Annotated in this window: 15 protein-coding genes; 7 read left to right on the top strand and 8 right to left on the bottom strand. The window is 70.5% G+C overall.

Annotated elements, in window-relative coordinates; translation table 11 throughout:
• Nucleotides 1–201 precede the first annotated feature (201 nt).
• From ACIHCM_RS14195 to ACIHCM_RS14215, 5 genes are all read right to left on the bottom strand, one after another.
• The gene (locus tag ACIHCM_RS14195; protein ID WP_399894241.1) at nucleotides 202–603 is read right to left on the bottom strand and encodes a PPOX class F420-dependent oxidoreductase; all 402 of its coding nucleotides are present in this window, start codon (nucleotides 601–603) and stop codon (nucleotides 202–204) included.
• A 138-nt stretch (nucleotides 604–741) separates the two neighbouring features.
• Nucleotides 742–1989 carry a formamidase gene (gene fmdA, locus ACIHCM_RS14200; protein WP_399894244.1) on the bottom strand — a complete coding sequence of 416 codons (1248 nt, stop codon included), beginning with the start codon at nucleotides 1987–1989 and terminating at the stop codon, nucleotides 742–744.
• Nucleotides 1990–2155: 166 nt separating this feature from the next.
• Nucleotides 2156–2815 (bottom strand): AmiS/UreI family transporter, encoded by a 660-nt coding sequence (locus ACIHCM_RS14205; RefSeq protein ID WP_399894247.1) that lies wholly within the window; start codon nucleotides 2813–2815, stop codon nucleotides 2156–2158.
• Between the two features lie 96 nt (nucleotides 2816–2911).
• On the bottom strand, nucleotides 2912–3274 hold the full coding sequence (locus tag ACIHCM_RS14210) for an FmdB family zinc ribbon protein (RefSeq protein WP_399894250.1): 363 nt from the start codon (nucleotides 3272–3274) through the stop codon (nucleotides 2912–2914).
• 243 nt (nucleotides 3275–3517) lie between these two features.
• Nucleotides 3518–3946, bottom strand: coding sequence for a hypothetical protein (locus ACIHCM_RS14215; RefSeq protein WP_399894253.1), 429 nt, complete (start codon nucleotides 3944–3946; stop codon nucleotides 3518–3520).
• Nucleotides 3947–4469: 523 nt separating this feature from the next.
• Between ACIHCM_RS14215 and ACIHCM_RS14220 the strand changes: the two genes are divergently transcribed.
• The gene (locus ACIHCM_RS14220; protein ID WP_399894256.1) at nucleotides 4470–5483 is read left to right on the top strand and encodes a serine/threonine-protein kinase; all 1014 of its coding nucleotides are present in this window, start codon (nucleotides 4470–4472) and stop codon (nucleotides 5481–5483) included.
• 57 nt (nucleotides 5484–5540) lie between these two features.
• Here ACIHCM_RS14220 and ACIHCM_RS14225 read toward each other — a convergent pair whose 3' ends face one another.
• Together ACIHCM_RS14225 and ACIHCM_RS14230 are read right to left on the bottom strand one after the other, a co-directional pair.
• Nucleotides 5541–5771: a response regulator transcription factor gene (locus ACIHCM_RS14225; protein ID WP_399894259.1), complete on the bottom strand. Its 231-nt coding sequence runs from the start codon at nucleotides 5769–5771 to the stop codon at nucleotides 5541–5543.
• 219 nt (nucleotides 5772–5990) lie between these two features.
• On the bottom strand, nucleotides 5991–8423 hold the full coding sequence (locus ACIHCM_RS14230) for a SpoIIE family protein phosphatase (RefSeq protein ID WP_399894262.1): 2433 nt from the start codon (nucleotides 8421–8423) through the stop codon (nucleotides 5991–5993).
• Between the two features lie 270 nt (nucleotides 8424–8693).
• Between ACIHCM_RS14230 and ACIHCM_RS14235 the strand changes: the two genes are divergently transcribed.
• The 3 genes from ACIHCM_RS14235 (at nucleotide 8694) to ACIHCM_RS14245 (ending at nucleotide 13151) form a co-directional block, all read left to right on the top strand.
• A complete protein-coding gene (locus tag ACIHCM_RS14235; protein WP_399894265.1) occupies nucleotides 8694–9278 on the top strand; it encodes a hypothetical protein in 585 nt (194 codons plus the stop codon).
• A gap of 354 nt (nucleotides 9279–9632) precedes the next feature.
• Complete coding sequence (locus tag ACIHCM_RS14240) at nucleotides 9633–11315, top strand: DUF6777 domain-containing protein (RefSeq protein WP_399894267.1); 1683 nt, start codon at nucleotides 9633–9635, stop codon at nucleotides 11313–11315.
• A gap of 210 nt (nucleotides 11316–11525) precedes the next feature.
• The gene (locus tag ACIHCM_RS14245; protein ID WP_399894270.1) at nucleotides 11526–13151 is read left to right on the top strand and encodes a sigma-70 family RNA polymerase sigma factor; all 1626 of its coding nucleotides are present in this window, start codon (nucleotides 11526–11528) and stop codon (nucleotides 13149–13151) included.
• A 43-nt stretch (nucleotides 13152–13194) separates the two neighbouring features.
• Here the strand turns inward: ACIHCM_RS14245 and ACIHCM_RS14250 are convergent, their stop codons facing one another.
• Nucleotides 13195–13698: an aldehyde dehydrogenase family protein gene (locus ACIHCM_RS14250; RefSeq protein ID WP_399894273.1), complete on the bottom strand. Its 504-nt coding sequence runs from the start codon at nucleotides 13696–13698 to the stop codon at nucleotides 13195–13197.
• 7 nt (nucleotides 13699–13705) lie between these two features.
• On the opposite strand from ACIHCM_RS14250, the gene ACIHCM_RS14255 reads away from it, so the two are divergent.
• The 3 genes from ACIHCM_RS14255 to ACIHCM_RS14265 all read left to right on the top strand — a co-directional run bounded on the left by ACIHCM_RS14255 (nucleotide 13706) and on the right by ACIHCM_RS14265 (nucleotide 18208).
• Complete coding sequence (locus tag ACIHCM_RS14255; RefSeq protein WP_399894275.1) at nucleotides 13706–13900, top strand: hypothetical protein; 195 nt, start codon at nucleotides 13706–13708, stop codon at nucleotides 13898–13900.
• Nucleotides 13901–14057: 157 nt separating this feature from the next.
• Nucleotides 14058–15686 carry an alpha/beta hydrolase gene (locus ACIHCM_RS14260; RefSeq protein ID WP_399894277.1) on the top strand — a complete coding sequence of 543 codons (1629 nt, stop codon included), beginning with the start codon at nucleotides 14058–14060 and terminating at the stop codon, nucleotides 15684–15686.
• A gap of 137 nt (nucleotides 15687–15823) precedes the next feature.
• Nucleotides 15824–18208 carry a phosphoketolase gene (locus ACIHCM_RS14265; RefSeq protein WP_399894280.1) on the top strand — a complete coding sequence of 795 codons (2385 nt, stop codon included), beginning with the start codon at nucleotides 15824–15826 and terminating at the stop codon, nucleotides 18206–18208.
• Nucleotides 18209–18275 lie beyond the last annotated feature (67 nt).

Raw genomic sequence — 18275 nt, forward strand, 5'->3', positions numbered from 1 at the left:
GTGGGGACGGGTACGTGTCGGCACACGGTAGAAACACGCAGATCAGGCGCACATGTGGCGGGGCAACATAGTTAACGGCCGGACTATGCGTCCGGCCCCCATGCCTGCTCGCCGAGGGTACTTCAGGGCCTCGACGGAGACGGAGCTGGGAGAGTGCGTGAGGGGTTTGCGGAAACCGGTCGGCGTCCTTCGGCCGCGGGGTCAGCCCTGGGGGCTGCTGACGCGTTCCGGCTGGATCACATAGATCACCCGGACCTGGTCCCGGCCGCCGAACCACGGGTAGGGCCCGCCCAGGTACTTCCGCGCGAGCGCCTCGATGTGATCGACCGCTCCCTCGGTGGTCACACGCAGCACGCGGCCGCGGATCTGGACGTAGAAGGCCGGTTCCGAGGGGTCGGCGACAGCGACGGCCACCCGCGGGTCGCGCTGGATGTTCCGGGTCTTCTGGTGCGACTCGACGCTGTTGATCAGGACGTGCTCACCGTCCGTGTCGACCCACGTCTGGGTGAGCTGGGGTGAGCCGTCGGGCATCGACGTCGCGAGGTAGCAGGTGCAGGGGCGGCGCAGCAGCGCCACCACGTCCTCGCCGAGGGATACGGGCACCGGGGTCCTCCGTGGGCCGGTCGGTGAGGCCGGGGCCGCTGCACGCAGCGTCCGTACCGCCCCCGGCCGGGCCCGGCCTCCGGGTGGCTGGTGGGGTTCCGGAGGGGGCCCGGCCTCGGGAGCGGTTTCCGGGTCGACTCAGGTGGACACCGCGCACTGACCGCGGTCCGCGGACATCGGTCCCTCAGAGGTGGGACGGACGTCGAAGTCGAAGATCCCGGTCGGGAGGTACAGGGAGCAGCAGGCGTTGGGGATGTCGACGATTCCGCTGATGCGTCCCTCGATGGGGGCCGCGCCGAGGAGCAGATAGGCCTGCTCACCGGTGTAGCCGAACCTCTTCAGGTACTCGACGGCGTTGAGGCAGGCGCGGCGATAGGCGACCGTCGCGTCCAGGTAGTAGTTGGTGTCGGTGTCGTGGTCCACGGAGATCCCGATGAACGAGAGGAATTCCGAGTACCGCGGCTCGACGTTGCCCGGCATGAAGACGGGGTTGGTGGTGACACCGTACTTCTCCATGCCGCCCTTGATGAGATCGACGTGGAAGTCGATGAAGCCGCCCATCTCGATGGCACCGCAGAAGGTGATCTCACCGTCCCCCTGGCTGAAGTGCAGATCGCCGCCCGACAGCTTGGCGTCCTTGACGTGCACGGGGTAGAAGACGCGCGATCCACGAGTGAAGTTCTTGATGTCGTGGTTGCCGCCGTTCTCCCGTGCGGGAACGGTCCGGGCGCCTTCCCGGGCGATGCGTTCGGCATCCGAGCCGCTCGCCTTGCCGGACAGGGCCTCGGCGGGTTCGGGCGCGAGTCCCAGGGGCGGGACACGGTCCGGGTCGGTGTCGATCAGGGCCTGCTCACGCCGGTTCCACCGTTCCAGCAGCTCCGCGGACGGCGCGGTGCCGAAGAGGCCGGGGTGGGTGATGCCGGTGAAATGGACACCGGGAAGGTGCCTGGACGTCGCCACCTGCCCGTGGAAGTCCCATATCGCCTTGTAGGCGTCCGGGAAGTAGTCCGTCAGGAAGCCTCCGCCGTTGGCCTTGGCGAAGACGCCGGTGTAGCCCCAGGCCTCACCGGGAGCGTCGCCCACATGCTGCGGTACGGGCCCGAGGTCGAGGATGTCCACGACGAGCAGGTCCCCCGGCTCCGCGCCCTGGACGCCTATCGGCCCGCTGAGCATGTGGCACGCCTTCAGGTTGACGTCACGTACGTCATTGGCGGAGTCGTTGTTGCCGATCTGCGCGTCGGTCCATTCGCGGCATTCGACGCGGAATTCGTCCCCCGGGCGGACCATCGCTGCGTTGGGTACGTCAGGGTGCCACCTGTTGTGTCCCGGTACTTCCTGCTCGCGCATCGAACGGGACTGGTCGACGCTGAAGATTACTTCAGGCATGTGAATTCCCCATGTTCTTCTGTAATGGTGAGCGGCTGTGAAGGGGGCAACGGCGTGCCCCGATGACAGCCCCGTTGACCATCTGCCGCTTTTCTGTTCCTGCTCGCCTGTGAGTTACGCACATTCCGTGCTCCCGGTGAGCCGTCAGCGGCGCTCTCCCGCCGCGCTAGCCGTGGCTGCCGGCCGGATATCCCGGAGTTCCGTACTGCTGCTGCTCCGCGGGCTTGCCGGGCCGCCTGTGACGCAGCGCGAACCACAGCCCGCCGAAGGTCACCACGCCGAACGCGCCGAGCGCTATCGCGATTTCGTAGAAGTTCTCCGCGACCCAGTAACCGGACAGCAGCATGAATGCCGGTATGACGCCGGTCACCCATCCCTCGATCGCGGTCACCCAGCCGACGTAAGGCGTCAGACTCTCCATTTTCAGACCCAGGAGCAGGAAGAAGAGGAACCAGAGGAACGCCCAGTAGAGCCATATGACTCCGAAGGGCTGATCGCTGAACTGCCGGAAGCTGACGAAGGAATAGCCAAGTGCCACGATCGCCACGAACAGTGAGTAATAACCCACGCCTGTGGTGTCGAGGCCCATCAGCAGTCCGATTCCTACATACAGGTACGTGAAACCGAAGAGGAAGATGCCGGAAGCCAGCAGGATGCGCTGGGGATCCTGGTTCGCGGCGATGATGAGGTAGGTGGGTGTCAGGACCTGGAGCCCGCCGACGAACAGATTGAATACGCCGGCTGCCCGGCTGTCCACTTTCCCCAGCAGCATCAATCCGTTCAGGAACAGCACCGCGCCCACGAAGAGAAGTCCGACATTCGCCAAGGGAACACACCTCCCGATGCACTGGCGAGGCAGTAGGCCCGCGGCCGTTTCCTGCCTGTCCAGGAAGGGCCGACCGGCCAGGTCGCGACTTCCCGGTCAGGGGCGGGGTAGCCGGGCGTGGGCCGGATGAACGAGCCTCGGCGCTGCCTCCTTGGCAGGCACCCGCGTGACCACCGCGGGGCTCTCCCGAGACTTTTCCTCCCGCTCGTGCAGAGCCGCGACCGCGGGTGTCGTGGAGGTGGTCGCGGGTGGGGAGTACACACGACGAGCCGTACCCGAGCACCGCGGGCACATTTCCTCGGCCGACGCCGTGCCGATGGGCCGCTTCACGTCGAACGAACCGCAGCGATTGCAGGAATACTCGTACGTCGCCATGAGCTGTCTCCGCCCGTTTCCGGGCCCTTTGACGCGGGCGCGGATCCGATCGAGCCGGGTGAACTTTGAGAAGCCGCCTCTCATACCAGGCAACGCCCGCCACGACGGCGTGTCAAGGCGAGTTGCCGAGGGCCCACTGGGTGTTGGGCGTCCCGCTGGTGGCAGGGCACCACGGCGGCACAGCGTCGCTGCGGGGGCGGCAGTCGTGGCGGGACCGAGGGCGGTCGGCAGGTGATCCGGCGTACCAGGGTCAAAACCGGCGAGGCCGTCGCCGCATGAGCGGCGACGGCCTCGGACCGGCGAATGCGGGACACGCTCCGGCGTGTGTCAGGGCGCGCCCGCGATCGCGCACGCGCGGCACGGCGGCCGGCCGCAGGTGCACTGCATGATGGCGTCCAGCACGTCACGGTCGTGGTAGAGGCACTCGTCCCGGCAGGTGTGGCGCGGGACGAAGCCCGCCTGCAACTCGTCCGGCCAGGGCTCTTCGCCTTCCCGGCAGCGCACGAACCGCTCCGGATCCGTGGAGTGCAGCTCCTGCATGCTCTCCCGGGCCTGGCCCTCCAGGTCCCGCGTCTCGGCGACAACCGCCTTGAGCTGCTCGGCGAGGCCGGAGAACCTGGTGTCGCCGGTCCTCACATGGGCGGCGCTCAGTGCCATGACGGCGTTGCCCAGGAACCGGCGCGCGTCTTGGAGATCAGTGACGTGGTGCAGCTGGATGCCGGTCACACCCCTGACCCACACGGCGTCTTCGCTCACTTGTCCACCTTCCGGGCTCGAGTGGCCCCTCTGGTGATGCCGGCGCGGAAGTACGCCGCATCTTGCTCATGCGCCCTGAAGTGCCGGGAACGGAAAGCTGTCCGCGAGTCGCGGTCGATCCGTTCTGTTGTACGGCCCGTCCGCTGCGCTGCGGAAATCGTCTGCAAGGCTGCTCTTTCCTGCGAAGCTAAATCTGCGAGACGCCGCAGTCCAGGTATGTGCTGGTGAAATGCCTCACAAGGTGCTATTTCGCGATCAAATACGCGCGAAGCGGTGAGGCGGAGTGGGGGCGAATGCAGCAGCGCGGTCGGCCGGCCCCTGGGGTGCAGGTGCCGTCCCTGTTCTGCGACCGGGCCCGGAAAGTGTCCGGTGGATAGAATCGCAAGTACGGACGAGCGGCTGTCACGTCGGCCGGTCACCTGAAAATCGGGGACGGAGCGGCATGATCGGCACCTTTCGCTCAAGGGCACCGCAGAAGCGCGGATCCGTCGCCCGGGCGGCCCGGTGAGGGGGCCTGAGGGGCATGGCGGCGCATGACATGGGCCTGTACACGGGGCGGCCTTCCGGCCTGGTCGGGCAGCAGATCGCGGGCTACCGGATCGAGCATGTGATCGGCCGCGGCGGCATGGCCGTCGTCTACCGTGCCAGGGATCTGCGTCTGGACCGCACCGTCGCGCTCAAGCTCATCGCCCCGGAGCGTGCCCGCGACGACACCTTCCGGCGCCGCTTTGCGCACGAGTCACGGGTGGCCGCGGCGATCGATCACCCGCACATCGTGCCGGTCTTCGAAGCCGGTGAGACCGACGGCGTCCTGTACATCGCGATGCGGTACGTCGCCGGGCAGGATCTGCGGGCGCTGCTGGACCGGGAGGGCCCGCTGCCCGTCCCGGCCGCCCTGCGTATCGCCGCCCAGGTGGCCTCCGCGCTGGACGCCGCCCATGCGCACGACCTGGTGCACCGGGACGTCAAGCCCGGCAACATCCTGGTCGCCGCGGGCACCGACAGCGACCACCCCGAGTACATCTACCTCACCGACTTCGGGCTGACCAAGAAGTCGCTGTCGCTCAGTGGGTTCACCGCCGCGGGCGAGTTCGTCGGCACGCTCGACTACATGGCGCCGGAACAGATCTCCGGCCGGCCCGTGGACGGAAGGTGTGATCTCTACAGCCTCGCCTGCGTCGTCTACGAGACCCTCGCCGGCGGGCCGCCCTTCGAGCGCGACGAGGACGTGGCGCTGTTGTGGGCGCACCAGTACGACCAGCCGCCCCGGCTGACCGAGCGGAGGCCGGGGATCGCGCCCGCCGCCGCCGACGTCATGGCCAAGGCGCTGTCGAAGGTTCCCGAGGACCGCTACGACTCCTGCCTGGAGTTCGTCGCGGCGCTGCGTGCCGCCATCGGGAGCGGGGTCGGCCTGGGCGTTCATGCACCGCCCTCCGAGGACGTGCGGCCGCCGGAGAGTGCGGGCGGGCCCGAGGCGCCGCCCGATCCCCCCGACTGGGCCCGGCCGGTCTTCCGGGGGCCGCCGGAGTGGCCGTAGACCGCTCCGGCTCCTGTGCCCGGCTGTGGCCCGTAACGACCTGCGGTTCTCCCGGCGTCACAGGCCCAGGGAGATGGCGAGGCGGGTCAGTTCCGCCGTGCTGTTGATGCCGAGCTTGGCCCGGATGCGGCGGAGGTAGGCGTCGACGGTGTGCTTGGAAAGTCCCATGTGGCGGGCGGTCTGGAGGTAGGTGCGCCCGGCGGCGATGTGGCGCAGGGTCTCCTGCTCGCGGGGGGCCAGCGTGGGGGCGGGGGCTTCGACGAGCGGCGCGGCGATGGTGAGGCTCATGGGTTCTTCACTCCGATGGGTTGGCTCGGCCATCCCTGCTCACGACCTCGGAAGCGGGTGACATATGCCGGTATGTCGCTTTTTTCCTCGTATGGAAAAGCCTGGCCCCGCGACTTCATGGCAGCGTCCGTGGACTGTCACAGGCGTGTCACAGCGGACATTTCGGTGCGTGTCATCGCGATCGGAGGGGCCCTGAGTCTCGCTCGGCGAGCGGCGTCCTCACTGAGCGGCGAGGGACTGCTCGGCCCAGATGGTCTTGCCGATGGGCGCGTGCCGGGTGCCCCAGCGCTGGGCGAGCTGGGCCACCAGCAACAGGCCACGCCCGCCCTCGTCGAAGGTCCGGGCCCGCCGCAGATGCGGAGCGGTACTGCTCGAATCGGAGACTTCACAGATCAGGGTGCTGTTCTCATGAATCAGCCGCAGCTGGATGGGTGGTCGGCCGTAACGGATGGCGTTGGTGACCAGCTCGCTGACCATGAGTTCGGTGACGAAGCCGGCTTCCTCGAGTCCCCAGACCGTCAGCTGGTCGGTGGTGAGCCGGCGGGCCTGGGCGACGACGGAAGGATCGGGTGGCAGCTCCCAGACGGCGACCCGGTCGTCGTGGAGGACCCGGGTGCGGGCGACGAGAAGGGCGACGTCGTCCTCGGGACGGTGGGTCAGCAGTCCCGTCAGGACCCGGTCGCAGACCGTTTCCAGCGTCGCGGCGGGACGGGCGAGCGCCGCGAACATGCTGTCCAGGGCGTCGTCGACGTCGTGCTCGCGGGTCTGGAGCAGACCGTCGGTGTAGAGGGCGAGGATGGTGCCCTCGGGAAGCTCGGTCTCCACCGTCTCGAAGGGCAGACCGCCCAGCCCCAGCGGCGGACCGACCGGGACATCGAGGAGATACACGGAGCCCTCGGGGGAGACCACGGCGGGTGGAGGATGACCGGCCCGGGCGATGGTGCAGCGCCGGGAGACCGGGTCGTAGACCACGTACAGGCAGGTCGTGCCGATTCCGCCAGCGGCATCCCCGGCGCCTTCCGTGCCGGCCTCGTCGGCGGACAGGCGCAGGATCAGGTCGTCGAGGTGGGTGAGCAACTCGTCGGGCGGCAGGTCGACGTCGGCCAGGGTGCGTACCGCCGTGCGCAGCCGGCCCATCGTGGCGGAGGCGCGCATGCCGTGGCCGACGACGTCGCCCACCACCAGCGCCACCCGCGCTCCGGACAGCGGGATCACGTCGAACCAGTCACCGCCCACGCCGGACTCGGTGCCGGCCGGCAGGTAGCGGGAGGCGATCTCCAGTGCCGACTGCACCGGCAGCGTCTGCGGCAGCAGACTGCGCTGCAGCGTCATGGTGTTGGTGCGCTCCCGGCTGCGGTGGCGCGCGTTGTGGATGCCCACGGCAGCTCTCGTCGTGAGCTGCTCGGCCAGCCGCAGGTCTTCCGGCCCGAAGGGCTCCGGTCGCCGGTGACGGCCGAAGACGGCCATGCCCAGGGTGTTCCCGCCGGAACGCAGCGGCACTGTCATGATCGAGTGGGTCCCGTGCCCGCGGACCCAGGCGGCGCCGGGATCCTGGGCCACCCACCGGGCGATCACGGCGTCGCTCGTCGCGTAGACGGCGCCGCGGCCCGTGGCCAGGCACTCGGCGGGCGGTGACATCGGTGGATAGACGGTCGTCCCGCCGACCCGGACCGGGGACTCGGGGCTTCCTTCCAGCACCGATCGCACAGCGGTACGGCACATGGTGACCGGCTCGGCCGCCGGGACGCGAACCGGCTCGCTGCCGCCGGCAGGAGGGTCGAGCAGGTCGACGGTCACGAAGTCGGCGAGCCGTGGGACGGCGACGTCGGACAGTTCCTGCGCGGTGCGGGCGCTGTTCAGGCCGGTGCCGGTCAGGGTGTCGGCCTCCGTGGGCAAAGGCGTCCGGTGCCGGGCACCGCCGACGCCGGTCTCGTCATGCGCGGACAGGCATACGGCTCGCACCTTGCCGTCCGGGTTCCGCAACGGGGCCAGCGAGGTCGTCCAGTCGTGTTCCCCGCCCCTGCCGGCGTGGCGTACGAAGGCGCCCACCTGCTGCGGCTCGCCGCTCTCCAGTGCCAGGCGCATCTTGCGCTCGGTCTCGTCGCTCACGGGGTCCGGCGCGATGTCCGGCAGCCGCAGCCCGCGCATGGTGTCCTCCGAGAGGGAGAGCGTGCGCTCCATGACGGCATTCGCCCGCAGCAGCCGCAGGTCCGTGTCGAAGATCGCCATCAGGTAGGGGGACTGGGTGAACGCCCACTCCTCCATGGGTTCGGTCCAGGGCGTGCGGGGCCTGTCCGGTACGGGGGACACCACGAGCCACTGTGCGCGCGCGCCGGTGGACGTCCAGTGGTGCGCGAGCAGGCCGACGTCCAGCCGGTGGCCGTCCCGGTGCCGCAGGGCCACGGTGCCGCTCCACCGTTCCTGTCCGGACGGGGCTCGCCGTGTCGTGTCACCTACGGCGTCGGCGAGCAGACGGGCGGCGGGCAGCCCGAGCACCTCGGAAGTCGTGTAACCGAGCAGGCGACGGGCACTGTCGCTCCACCCGATCACGATGCCCTGCTCGTCGATGGTGGCCGTCGCCGTGTCCGCCGACCCGGCACTTGGGTCCGGCTCCTCCGGCCGCTCACCAGGAGAGACGGGAAATCGTTGCATCGCCGCTCATCTCGCCCTCGCTAGTTCCCTTCCCGTCGGCCCCGTGGGGACCCGCACGGCGAAGGACTCCACTGACAAGCATGATTTAGCGGGGCCGGGAGCACCAACGCAGTGCCGCCCTGTCGCCGCCAGGGGATCGGGCTGTCGTGCGGATCGGCTGTCGGGCGGCGAGAAGCGCAGAAAGCTGAAATCCTGGCCAGGGCTGAGCGGTCTGTGAAGACGATCGATCCCGCCAGAACTCATCGCGTGAAAGCAGCGGAAGCGCAAGACATGGCCACCCCCGACGCCGACTTCCTTCCGACCCACGTCATCCCCAGCGACGGACTGGCCGCCTGGGAGACCCCCGACGCGTCCCGGCCGACGGTGCCGCTCGACGCACTGCTGCCCGTCCAGCTGGTCGAACGGCGCGGCGACTGGGGGCGCATCGTCTGCTACAACGGCTGGTCGGCCTGGGTCGACGGCCGTCTGCTGATCCCCGTACCGCAGGCTCCGCCCATGGCCGGAGCGCCGCCCGCCCGCTCGGCCGACCTCCGCCGGCTACTGGCCCGGGCGAAGGACTCGCTGTTCCGTTACGGGCAGGCCGTGGACGATCTGGCGGCGGGGAGGGCGGACGGCGAGACCTTCCGGGAGCGCACGCAAGGGCTGCGGGCCGGGCTGGTCATCGACGGGGAGGCGGCGTGGCTGTACGACGTCGACCAGGAGCGCTGGGTGTACTGCGAGGGCACACGCGCGGGCACCTACGCGGTCTCGTCCGCTCCGTCCGGCGATCGGGCGGCGGTGACACCGGCGCCCTCGCGGACCGCGGGTGAGGTGCCGAAGCGGACACAGATCGTGGACTGGCCGGGGGAGTCCTGACGGGGCGGACGTTTGAGCTTGGGCCCGATGGCGCCGGAGCGCACAATGAGATCGAAGGCACACATTCACATGCCGTGCCGTGAATCATCGGCCAGGTCCTTGATCTGCGCGACTCCGTCACCCGGTGGGAGGTGAACCGTGAGTTCCGGATCGCAGTCAGAACATCCCACGGGACCACCCTCCGGGCCTCTGTCCGGCCGCCCGTCCAGTGAATCGGCAGGACATCCCCCGCCGCCTCCGCCGCCGCCCGGAAGTCAGGGGCCGCCCGGGTCCCCGAGCGGTCCGGGCGGGCAGGGTGGGCCGGACCACCCGAAGCGCCGACCCGGGGGAGGGAACGGCCCCAGGCGGCGATCCGTGCCGCGCATCATGGCGATCACCGCCGTGGTCGCCGCCGTGGGTCTCGCGGTCGTCTTCACCCGCCCCGGAACCGAACCGGCCTCGGCCGGCGAAGTCATCCTGCAGCCCACGAGCTCCACCGGTCCCGACCCGTACACCCCGTCGACGGCGAAGTCGACCTACCCGTTGCCGTCGGCCGCGCCCAGCTCGCCTGCGGGCAAGGAGAACGCCCTGCGCAGTGTGACGGGATCGGAACCCGGCCTGTACGGCGGTAGCCTCAACATCGCCAGTTGCGACGTGGAGAAGCAGGTGCGTCATCTGACCGCCGACAGCTCAAAGAACAAGGCGTTCGCCTCGGTTCTGGCTCTCCGGGAGTCCGCGGTCGCCGGCTATCTGCGTTCATTGACGCCCGTACTGCTTCGTTCCGACACCCGCGTCACCAACCACGGCTATCGCGACGGTGCTTCCACCGACTACCAGGCCGTGCTCCAGGCCGGTACGGCCGTCCTCGTCGATGGTCGCGGTGAGCCGAAGGTCCGTTGTGCCTGCGGCAATCCTCTGACCCCCGGGGTCGCACACCAGGGGACGCCTCAGCAGAAGGGGACCCCCTGGTCCGGGTACCGGCCGCAGAACGTGGTGGTCGTCAAGCGCTCGGACTCCGAGATCAAGGAATTCGTCATCTTCGATACGAAGGACCGGAGTTGGGTCCGACGCGACTCGGGTGACCACGGCGACGCCGACAAGAAGACCACGGCCCCGGCCCGGCATTGGCCGCTGCCGCCGAAGGAACCCCCCGCGAAGGAGTCGCCGGACAAGCGCGAGCAGAAGCCGGAGCAGGAGCAGGACAAGCCCGAACACAAGCCCGAGCAGGAGCAGCCTCCGTACAAGCCTGACGACCCCGGCACCAAGCCCGACAAGCCCGAGCAGAAGCCGAACGAGGACAAGCCTGGGCACAAGCCTGACGATCCTGGCACCAAGCCCGACAAGCCCGAGCAGAAGCCGAACGAGGACAAGCCTGGGCACAAGCCTGACGATCCTGGCACCAAGCCGGACAAGCCCGAGCAGAAGCCAGAAGGGGAGAAGCCGGAGCAGAAGCCGGAGCGGGAGCAGGACAAGCCGGAGCGCGAGCAGGACAAGCCGGAGGGGGAGCAGGACAAGCCGGAGGGGGAGCAGGACAAGCCGGAGCCCGACAAGCCCGAGCAGAAGCCGAACGAGGACAAGCCCGAGTACAAGCCTGACGATCCTGAAACCGAGCCGGACAAGCCTCAGCAGAAGCCGAACGAGGAAAAGCCCGGCAACCAGGATCAGCAGCCCGGTCCCGATGACGGTAATCAGGATCAGCAGGGTCCGGACGGCGGTAATCAGGATCAGCAGGGTCCGGACGGCGGCAATCAGGATCAGCAGGGTCCGGACGGCGGCAATCAGGATCAGCAGGGTCCGGACGGCGGCAATCAGGATCAGCAGGGTCCGGGCGACGGTAATCAGGATCAGCAGGGTCCGGGCGACGGTAATCAGGATCAGCAGGGTCCGGGCGACGGTAATCAGGATCAGCAGGGTCCGGACGGCGGTAACCAGGATCAGCAGGGTCCGGGCGACGGCAATCAGGATCAGCAGGGTCCGGACGGCGGTAACCAGGATCAGCAGGGTCCGGGCGACGGCAATCAGGATCAGCAGGGTCCCGGCGACGGCAACCAGCGCTGATCTGCGCATGCGGGCGGATCCTGCGACGCCTCTGTGCATCCCTTCCGCTGCGTTCCACTCCCCGATGTGACGGCGCCCATTGCGTCGTCGTGCAGGTCCCGTGAAGGCTCTCGCGGAACACGTGTCCGAAGAACTGTTATCCCGGGGCCTCCGAGCGATCTCCCATGTATCGGACAGGACCGTTCGGCGTCGAGGACAGGAAGATTTTTGATGAGTACAGAGCGCACGAGGGAGTCGGCTGCGCTGGTGGCCGCTGCCGCCGACGGCGACCCGCAGGCTCAGGACGCGCTGGTCAGCGCGTACCTGCCGCTGGTCTACAACGTCGTGGGCCGGGCTCTGAACGGCTCGGTCGATGTCGACGACGTCGTGCAGGACACCATGCTCCGCGCGCTCGACTCGCTGGACTCCCTGCGCGCTCCCGAGAACTTCCGCTCTTGGCTCGTGGCCATCGCGATGAATCAGGTCCGGGCGCACTGGCACGACCGTCAGGCGGCGCCGGGTGCCGTTGACGAGGCCCAGGACCTCGCCGATCCGGGCGCAGACTTCGTCGATCTGACGATGGTCCAGCTCCAGTTGTCCGGGCAACGACAGGAGACCGCCCGTGCGACCCGCTGGCTGGAGCCCGACGACCGGGGGCTGTTGTCGCTGTGGTGGCTGGAGTGCGCCGGTGAGCTGACGCGGTCGGAGGTCGCGGCGGCTCTGGAGCTGTCGCCTCAGCACACCGCGGTCCGGGTGCAGCGCATGAAGGCGCAACTGGAGGCGGCCCGCGTGGTCGTGCGGGCCCTCGACGCGCGTCCGCGATGCGAGGAACTGAGCGCGCTGCTGGCCTCCTGGGACGGCCGTCCTTCGGCGCTCTGGCGCAAGCGAACAGCCCGGCACGCCCGCGGCTGCGCACGCTGCTCCGGTCTGTGGAGCGGGCTGATGCCGGCTGAGGGGCTGCTGGCCGGCCTGGCGCTGGTCGCCGCGGCGCCCGCGCTGCTGGAGCGGGTGCTCTCCGCCACCGGCGGACTGGAATTGGCCGGCTCGGCGTCCCGGCTGGACCCGTCCGGCGGCCGGCGCGGATCGAGCCCCGGCGCCGGGCCCGGCCGTGGGGTCTCCCGCAGTGAGGCCCGCCGGCGCCGGCGCATCCGCCGGCGTGCCGCCGGAGTTGCCGTGGCGGCGGCCTGCGTGACGGGTGGTGGCCTGTGGTATCTCGGCCCGGACTCCGGAACCGGTTCCGAGGACGCCTCCGTCGAGCGTGCCGCCGCCGTCCCGTCCGCCGCCCCCTCGACCCCCCGTGCCGCCGAGGCCTCCCCGTCTGCCTCCAGATCTCCGTCACCGTCCGCGTCGCCGTCGAAGAAGGCCCGCCCCTCCAAGACCCCGAGCCCCACCGACAAGACCGTGCCGGCTCCCCGGCCCTCCGCCGAGCCGACCCGCAGCGTTCCCAGCAGCCCGCAGACCCAGCCGGCGCCCACGGGGGACGTCGCGCAGGTGGTCGCGCTGGTGAACAAGGAGAGGTCGGCGGCCGGTTGCGGTCCGCTCGCCGAGGACGGGCAGCTGAACCAGGCGGCGCAGGGTCACTCGCAGGACATGGCCGCCCGTGACTTCTTCGATCACACCAACCCGGACGGCGCCGACCCCGGGCAGCGCACCACCGCCGCGGGCTACAACTGGTCCACGTACGGCGAGAACATCGCCCGGGGCCAGCAGACGCCGGAGGCCGTGATGAACTCCTGGATGAACAGCCCGGGCCACCGGGCGAACATCCTCAACTGCGCGTTCAAGGACATCGGCGTGGGCATCCACAACGGCTCGGGCGGACCGTGGTGGACCCAGAACTTCGGTGCCAGGCAGTGACGGACGCCGGCGTCCGCCGGCAGCCGCACCTGCGCGGCTCCCGTCACAGCATGACGTGCTTGACCTGGGTGTAGTCGAGCAGCCCGGTCAGGGAGAGGTCGCTGCCGTAGCCGGAGTGGCGTACGCCGCCGTGCGGCATCTCCGACACCGTCGTGCCATGGGTGTTGACCCATACGATGCCGGTGCGCAGGGCGCGGCCGGCGCGCATGGCCCGGTCGTGGTCGCGGGTCCAGACGCTCGCCGCGAGGCCCTGCGGGACACCGTTGGCGAGGTGGAAGGCCTCGGCCTCGTCGGTGAAGGGCTGGACGGTGACGACCGGGCCGAACACCTCGCTCCGGACGATCTCGTCCTCCTGCCGCGCCCCGGCGACGACCGTGGCCTGGTGGAAGTAGCCGGGACGGTCCAGGGCCGCGCCGCCCGTGACGATCTCGGCGTGGTCCGGCAGGCGCGCCAGCAGGCGCTGAACGCCCGCGAGTTGGGCGGCCCCGGCGAGCGGGCCGAAGGCGGTGCCCGGCGCGTCCGGAGGGCCCGAGTGCGTCTCCGGCACGGCGGCCGTGGCCGAGACCCTCACGGCCGTGGCCCGCGGCGAGGGGGACGAGGACCGGACCGGCAAGCTGCTGCGCTGGTCGCGGCAGCTGCCCGGCCGCGGAGCCTGCGGGCTGCTCGACGCCCTGGACGGCGCGCTCGGCTCCATCTGGCGCCACGTCGCCGCCGCCCTCGGCCTGCCCGGCACCGTGCCGGCGGAGTGAGGGCCGCGGGCCCGGGCCGGCACGCGGGGGCGGAGGCTCCGCCATTCGGACGCGGCCCGCTCGCAGGGCGCGCCGGGCCACGGTGGGGTTGAGGCGTATGCGCGCCGGCGCCCAGCGCATGGGTGGCGTCGGGCGCCCAGCCGTGAATGGACAAGGCATGCACATATCCGCACCGACGGGCCGCCGCCGGGCCTGTGCCGCGGCCGTCGCCGCAGTCGTCACCTGTGCCACGGCACTGGCCGGACCGGGCCTCGCCACCGCCGACGGCCCCCCGGCGCCGGCCATGAAGCTGGACTGGAGCCCCTGCGTCAAGGGCAGCCCCTTCGACTGCGCAACCGCGAAGGTGCCGCTGGACCACGGCGACCCCGGCGGACGCTCCATCGACCTCGCGCTGGTCAAGCGGAAGGCGACCGGACCGGGACGGCGCATCGGCACCCTGTTCTTCAACCCGGGCGGCCCCGGCGGGCCCGGGACCGTGCAGATGCCCCAGAACTACGAGTCCTTCCCGCGCGAGGTGCGGGAGCGCTTCGACATCGTCAGCTGGGACCCACGGGGGATCGGCAGCAGCACCGCGGTGAACTGCTTCGCCGACTCCACACAGGCCCAGGCGTGGGCGGCGAGCAAGACGGCCGGTGTCCCGGTGGGCGAGAAGGAGCGCGCGGCCTGGATCGCCGCGTACCGGGACCTCGGCAGGCGCTGTCAGCAACGTGACCCGCAGCTGCTGCGCCATGTGTCGACCACCGACACCGCCCGCGACCTCGAACAACTCCGCCAGGCGGTGGGCGACCCGCAACTCACCTACCTCGGCATCTCCTACGGCACGTACCTGGGCGCCACCTACGCCAACCTCTTCCCCGACAAGGTCCGCGCCATGGTCCTGGACAGCAACTGGGACCCCCGGGCCTGGACGAACGACGCCTCCGACGCCGCCGCCCGGCTCACCACCATGCTGCGGCTGGGCTCGGACCGCGGTGCGGCGGAGGTCCTGGACGAGTTCCTCCGCCTGTGCGGGGCCGCCACCACCGCCCGCTGCCCCTTCTCCGCCGGAAGCCCGGAGGCGACCAGGGCCAAGTTCGACCAGCTGCTGCGACGGCTGCGGACGGATCCCGTGGGCGCGTGGTCCTACGGCCCGGCGGTCGGTGACGTCGTGGGCAGCCTCTACTCCGTGCTTCCGGGATGGGCGGACCTGGCCGGCAGGCTGCAGGACCTCTGGCAGGGCCGCGCCCCGCAGCCGTCGGCGCTCCCGCCCGCACCTCCCGTGCCGGACCCCAGTCCGTACGCGGGCGAGGAGCAGCCCACCGCGGTCGTGTGCGGCGACAGCCCCAACCCGCGTGACCCCGACGCCTATCCGGCCATGGAGGAGGCCAGTGCCGCCCGCGCGGGGGACGCCGGACGCTACTGGACCTGGGCCACCGTGGGCTGTGCCACCTGGCCGGCCGTCGCGCAGGACACCTACCGCGGCCCGTGGAACAAGCGGACGGCCCACCCCGTCCTGGTCGTCGGCACCACCCACGACCCCGCGACCCCCTACTCGGGCTCGCAGGCCATGGCCAGGGAACTGGCCGACGCCCGCCTGCTCACCCACGAGGGCTACGGACACACCGCCCTCGTCAACCCCAGCAGCTGCGTGCAGGCACACGAGAGCCGCTACCTCGTCGACGGCACGCTGCCGCCGGAGGGCACGAAGTGCCGGCAGGACAGACCGCCCTTCTCCTCGGACGAGCCACAGGGCGCCGTCTCCGCCGGAGAGGGCGGCACGGCCAACATCCTCACCAGCCGTCCCTAGGGCCTGACCGGCAGGCACCGGCCCGCGGAATTCCAGGGACGGCCCGATCGGCCCTGTCGGGGTACCCGTCGCCGGGCGGAGTGTGGGAGAGCACTCGCCTGAACCGTCCGCCTCCGCCCGAACGGGAAGGAACGCCCATGTCCGCCGATACCCGACCGACGCCCGACGGCCTCACCGACGAGGAGCTCCAGACACTGGACGCCCACTGGCGCGCCGCGAACTACCTGTCCGTCGGCCAGATCTACCTCATGGCCAACCCCCTGCTCACCGAGCCGCTGCGGGCGGAGCACATCAAACCCCGTCTCCTCGGCCACTGGGGCACCTCGCCGGGCCTGAACCTGGTGCACACCCACCTCAACCGCGTGATCAAGTCCCGTGGGTTCGACGCCCTGTGCGTGTGGGGACCCGGGCACGGCGGGCCCGCCGTCCTCGCCAACAGCTGGCTCGAAGGCTCGTACACCGAGACGTACCCCGACGTCACACGGGACGGGGCGGGGATGGAACGGCTGTTCCGGCAGTTCTCGTTCCCGGGCGGCGTGCCCAGCCATGTCGCCCCCGAGACGCCGGGCTCCATCCATGAGGGCGGTGAACTGGGCTACTCCCTGTCGCACGCCTACGGCGCCGCCCTGGACAACCCCGGCCTCGTGGTGGCCTGCGTCATCGGTGACGGCGAGGCGGAGACCGGGCCGCTGGCGGCGTCCTGGCACTCCAACAAGTTCCTCGACCCCGTCCACGACGGGGCCGTCCTGCCGATCCTCCACCTGAACGGCTACAAGATCGCCAACCCGACGGTGCTCGCGCGGCTCCCCGAACCCGAACTCGACGAGCTGCTCCGGGGCTACGGTCACGACCCTCTCCACGTCACCGGGGACGACCCGGCCGCCGTGCACCGGGCCATGGCGGCAGCCATGGACGCCGCCCTCGACCGAATCTGCGAACTCCAGCGCGCCGCCCGAGAGGACGGCGTCACCGAGCGCCCCCGCTGGCCGGTGATCGTGCTGCGCACACCGAAGGGCTGGACCGGCCCGGCGGAGGTCGACGGCCTGCCGGTGGAGGGCACCTGGCGCTCTCACCAGGTCCCGCTGGCCGCAGTGCGCGACAACCCCGAGCACCTGCGCGCGCTGGAGGCGTGGCTGCGTTCGTACCGGCCCGAGGAACTGTTCGACGAGCAGGGCAGCCCGCGGCCGCGCGTCCTCGGCTGCGTCCCGGCGGGCCCGCGCAGGCTGGGTGCGACCCCGCACGCCAACGGCGGACTGCTGCTGCGCGAACTGCCGCTGCCGCCGCTGGAACGCTACGCCGTCCCGGTCGACAAGCCCGGCGTGAGCGTCCACGAACCCACCCGCGTGCTGGGCGCGTTCCTCGAACACGTCATGCGGGAGACCGCCGCCCGCCGCGACTTCCGCCTCGTGGGGCCCGACGAGACCGCCTCGAACCGTCTGGACGCCGTCTACGCAGCGAGCGGGAAGGCCTGGCAGGCCGGGACCCTGGAGGTGGACGAACACCTCGACCGGCACGGCCGGGTGATGGAGATACTGTCGGAACACACCTGCCAGGGCTGGCTGGAGGGCTATCTGCTGACCGGCCGGCACGGGCTGTTCTCCTCCTACGAGGCCTTCGCGCACATCGTCGACTCGATGGTCAACCAGCACATCAAGTGGCTGCGCGTGACCCGCCGGCTGCCCTGGCGCGCGCCCATCGCCTCCCTCAACTACCTTCTGACGTCCCATGTGTGGCGGCAGGACCACAACGGCTTCTCCCACCAGGACCCCGGCTTCGTCGACCACATCCTCAACAAGAGCCCCGAGGCCGTACGGGTCTACCTGCCGCCGGACGCCAACACCCTGCTCTCCGTGGCCGACCACGCGCTGCGCAGCCGTGACTACGTGAACGTGATCGTCGCGGGCAAGCAGCCCTGTTTCGACTGGCTCTCCGTGGAGCAGGCCCGGGTGCACTGCGCCCGGGGCGCGGGCGTCTGGGACTGGGCCGGAACCGAGGACGACACCCGGGAACCGGATGTCGTCCTGGCCTGCGCCGGCGACGTCCCGACCCAGGAGGTGCTGGCCGCCGCCCAGCTCCTGCGGCGCCATCTGCCCCGGCTCGCCGTACGCGTCGTCAACGTCGTCGACATCGCCCGCCTGCTGCCGAGCGAGGAACACCCGCACGGCATGAGCGACTTCGAGTTCGACGGCCTGTTCACCGCCGACATGCCGGTCGTCTTCGCGTACCACGGTTATCCGTGGCTGATCCACCGCCTGGCCTACCGGCGCACCGGTCACAAGAACATGCATGTGCGGGGCTACAAGGAGATCGGCACCACGACCACGCCGTTCGACATGGTGGTCCGCAACGACCTCGACCGCTACCGCCTGGTGATGGATGTCATCGACCGGGTGCCCGGCCTCGCGGTGCGTGCCGCCGCCGTACGCCAGCGCATGGAGGACGCCCGCCTGCGGCATCACGACTGGATCCGCGCGCAGGGCACCGACCTGCCCGAGGTGGCGGACTGGTCCTGGGACGGCTGACCCGGCCCGCGGCCCGCGGAACCGGCGTCTGCCTGTTCCGCGGCCTGGGCCGGGTCCTCAGTAGGGC

It is taken from the genome of Streptomyces sp. NPDC052023 (assembly GCF_044548465.1).
In the GTDB taxonomy this organism is placed as follows: Bacteria; Actinomycetota; Actinomycetes; order Streptomycetales; family Streptomycetaceae; genus Streptomyces.